This window comes from Bacteroidota bacterium (assembly GCA_018816945.1).
GTDB lineage: Bacteria > Bacteroidota > Bacteroidia > Bacteroidales.
Genome location: JAHIVC010000077.1, coordinates 1 through 3,312, shown reverse-complemented (window position 1 = coordinate 3,312; position 3,312 = coordinate 1). Strand labels below are relative to the sequence as shown.

The 3,312-nt window shown below is 37.8% G+C and carries 5 protein-coding genes; all 5 read left to right on the top strand.

The genetic code is table 11. The annotated features are described in order from the left end of the window. Positions 1 to 126: 126 nt before the first annotated feature. On the top strand, positions 127 to 858 hold the full coding sequence (locus KKG99_12400) for a response regulator (GenBank protein MBU1013798.1): 732 nt from the start codon (positions 127 to 129) through the stop codon (positions 856 to 858). Positions 859 to 889: 31 nt separating this feature from the next. Further along, complete coding sequence (locus KKG99_12395) at positions 890 to 1,558, top strand: hypothetical protein (GenBank protein MBU1013797.1); 669 nt, start codon at positions 890 to 892, stop codon at positions 1,556 to 1,558. 41 nt (positions 1,559 to 1,599) lie between these two features. Next, positions 1,600 to 1,953 (top strand): hypothetical protein, encoded by a 354-nt coding sequence (locus KKG99_12390; GenBank protein MBU1013796.1) that lies wholly within the window; start codon positions 1,600 to 1,602, stop codon positions 1,951 to 1,953. 43 nt (positions 1,954 to 1,996) lie between these two features. After that, complete coding sequence (locus tag KKG99_12385; GenBank protein ID MBU1013795.1) at positions 1,997 to 2,602, top strand: chemotaxis protein; 606 nt, start codon at positions 1,997 to 1,999, stop codon at positions 2,600 to 2,602. A gap of 48 nt (positions 2,603 to 2,650) precedes the next feature. Beyond that, a partial coding sequence (locus tag KKG99_12380) for a HAMP domain-containing protein (GenBank protein ID MBU1013794.1) occupies positions 2,651 to 3,312 on the top strand: 662 nt, incomplete at its 3' end.

Genomic DNA, 3,312 nt, shown 5'->3' with positions numbered 1-3,312 from the left:
GATGGAAAATCAGGTCCTTCACTGTGGGGGATACTTATCTTGACAAAAGATGAATTCCTATCTATAAGTTTTGATTATCAGCAAAGTTACAATCTTGCGTGATTGTTGATAGAGGAGTTTGTAATAGTGAAAAAAATATTACTTGTTGATAACAACGCTGAGATGCGCAATACCCTTTTAAAAGAGCTGAATGAGTGTGATGAATTCAGTGTTCTTTCAACGGGCCATGCAAAAACGGCTGCAAAACTTTTTGAATTCCATGAGATAGATCTCTTGATTACTGAACTGGATCTGCCTGAAATAGATGGATTTAAATTGCTTGCCTATGTTAGAAAAAAATTTCCTAACACGCAAACCATCGCCATCACGGCCAACTTATCCAGGCCGTTAATTGAACGGCTTGAGGCCCGAGGTTTTTTTTATTCTTTTAAAAAACCGGTGGAAATCCCCCTCCTTTTTGATGCTATATTTAAGCAACTTGGTATTCAGGCCTCTGACCGCATATCTGGTATTTCAAAAATCAGTGAAGCAACATTGGAAGCCGAGCGTAACGAGGAGAATTATAAAAAATTGGAGGAGACACTTTGCAACACCCTCGAAATTTTAAATTACAGGATATTTAATGATAGAAACACCCTTTTAAATGAGAGTTCATCATTCAAGGATTTTTTTGATTTGCCGCCTTCCGAATATTTTACAATGGCCAATACCATTAGTGGTTCGGGTAGTGGCAATTTGAAATATTTAAAAATAGACACATCAAATAGATCTAAAATAGCCCTTATCAAATCAAATCAGTATTTTATTGCAGCAGAAATCAAATCGGGTGTAAATATTGATCATATTATCCGTTATTAAACTTGAGACCACGAAAACTAAGTGAGGAATAATGAATACTGTACTTGACGAGATTAAAACGATTCCCGGAATTATTGGAGGGTTTGTTTTCGGTGTAACACACGGCATTCAAATGAACAATTTACCACCGGTTTTTAAAGAAGATAATCTCAATAAGATAGGAAAAGTTATAGATAAGATATACCGGAGCTCCAAAGCGGGATCTCCTGATATTACCGAGCTTTCTTTGTATTATGAAGAATCCACAATTATTGTAAGGCCATTGGGGAAAACCTCGTATCTCATCATCATGAGTGAGCCGTCACTCAATCAGAACCTGATTACAATGAGCATGAGCATGGTTGCCGATGAAATAATACAAATGGGTGAAACATTCGACCGTGCAGCCGAGAACAGGGATAGCAATACTCAAGCTCAACCGGTTAAAAAAGAAATATCCATTGAAGAAATAATAAACAACAGCCCAATTTCCGAACAGCTTAGCGGTATGCAGGCAGCTCTTTTGAAAATTGTAGGTCCCATGGCAAAAATAATTTTTAAGGATGCTATTAAGGCTTGGATAGGTTCAAATGATCCGTCGGAATCATCTTTGCCGCGTCTAGTGGAAATACTTTTAAATGAAATCAATAACAGTGAAAGGGAAGAAAAATATATAAATTTGATTGCACCATATGTGGGGGACAATGGAACCGATGTTTAAGCCAATAATGAGAAATTCAGACTGCAATCGAGGATTAAACAATGGCGACTAAATTTAATGAATTTGCAGATTTGATTTTACAGATCCCTGGGATTATTAATTATATTCTCGTGAGAAAGGACGGGCATATAATTGTGCATGATTTTAAAAATCCGGAATCCTTATCCGCCTCTATTATATACAGCGGGCTAAGTTGTGAGGCGATCAAACCAATGATGGGGTTGAGCTATTTTAAATACCTCGGGTATACACTAAAAAATAATGACAAATTATTGGTTTTCCCTTTGGGGAAATATTTCCTTGGTATTTCCCATGAAGCAGACGCCTATACCCCTGACATTGTGGATGAGGTGACACGGATTATTGACGCCATAACGCCGAAAAAATCAAAATAGGGATTTAAATAATATTAACCAGCGGCAGATATAGGGATTTTTTATGGATAAATTTTTTAAGAAAAGTATTATCATGCTATGGATTCTTATGGTTTGTTTGTCTTTCAATGGTAACTTGCTTGCCCGGGAGGATATTTTAGACTTTGATATGCAGGTCAAACAATGGGCCGAAAGCTGCAATCATGAAGTAACCTCATTGTTTGAAAGTTTGCTAAATTCTAATGTATTGACGATGCCTCAGCTATTTGACACCTTTTATATCCCCATCCCTGATACCGAACCGCCAAAATACAGCACCCAGTATGATAAACAACTGGAAGCACCGCTTCAGAAAATATGTGATACCTACCTCAATAAAGATGAAAAATTAGTATATGTTATGGCCGTAGACGCTTATGGATATTTACCCGCTGCGAACAGTAAATTTTCTATTTCGCCCACGGGCAATCGGGAAGAGGATTTAAAAAATAGCAGAGTAAAAAGAATATTGAATGATCGCATCGGGCGCAACGCATCAAAAAATAAAGAACCCTACCTTGTCCAGCAATATGCTCTGGATACCGGAGAGGAACTAGTGGACTTTTCCATCCCAGTCTTCACCAGGGATCGTCACTGGGGAGCTGTTCGTATCGGTTATAAGAAAAATTAATTCAATCCATGGTGTTTTTATACCCAAAAACTTAAAAGGTTATATCCAATGATCAGTCTAATTCAAAGAAAACTAGGTTTAAAAATTTCGATCTTAACAAATGTCATCCTTTTTATCGTAACTGTTATTGGGGCTGCTTTTTTGTATTATCAGCAAAACAATCTGTTTGATAAGCAATTGGTAGACAAGGGTAAAATGGCATCGATTATCGGTGCAAAAGCGATTGGCAGGATTCTTGAAGAAGCAATTGACAATGGTGTTCTGACACTCGGTGAGGTCATGGATACCAATTATGAGGAAATACCGGGGTTTGACCCGCCAAAATTTCACACAAAATATGACCGGTATACAGATAGAGCTTTCTTATCTCTTCAGGATGAATTTTTAAAAACCACGGATTTGTTATATGCCGCAACCTTAGATGTAAATGGATATCTTCCCACCCATAATACCCGTTTTTCAAAACCGATTACAGGGGATAAACAAAAAGACCTTTTGGGTAATAGAACCAAACGGATATTTAAAGACGAAATCGGTATTCGGGCACAAAAAAATACACAAGAGGGATTCTTGCAGGAATACCCCCGTGATACCGGGGAAATGACATGGGATATATCAACACCTGTTTATGTGAAAGGCAAGCATTGGGGATGCTTTAGAGTCGGCTTTGCCCTTACTGCAATCAATCAAACCAAACTGCGGCTGCTCAT

Bases quoted from the DNA above. Each gene is read 5' to 3' on its own strand.
- KKG99_12395 (MBU1013797.1), top strand. From the start codon at position 890: ATGAATACTGTACTTGACGAGATTAAAACGATTCCCGGAATTATTGGA.
- KKG99_12390 (MBU1013796.1), top strand. From the start codon at position 1,600: ATGGCGACTAAATTTAATGAATTTGCAGATTTGATTTTACAGATCCCT.
- KKG99_12385 (MBU1013795.1), top strand. From the start codon at position 1,997: ATGGATAAATTTTTTAAGAAAAGTATTATCATGCTATGGATTCTTATG.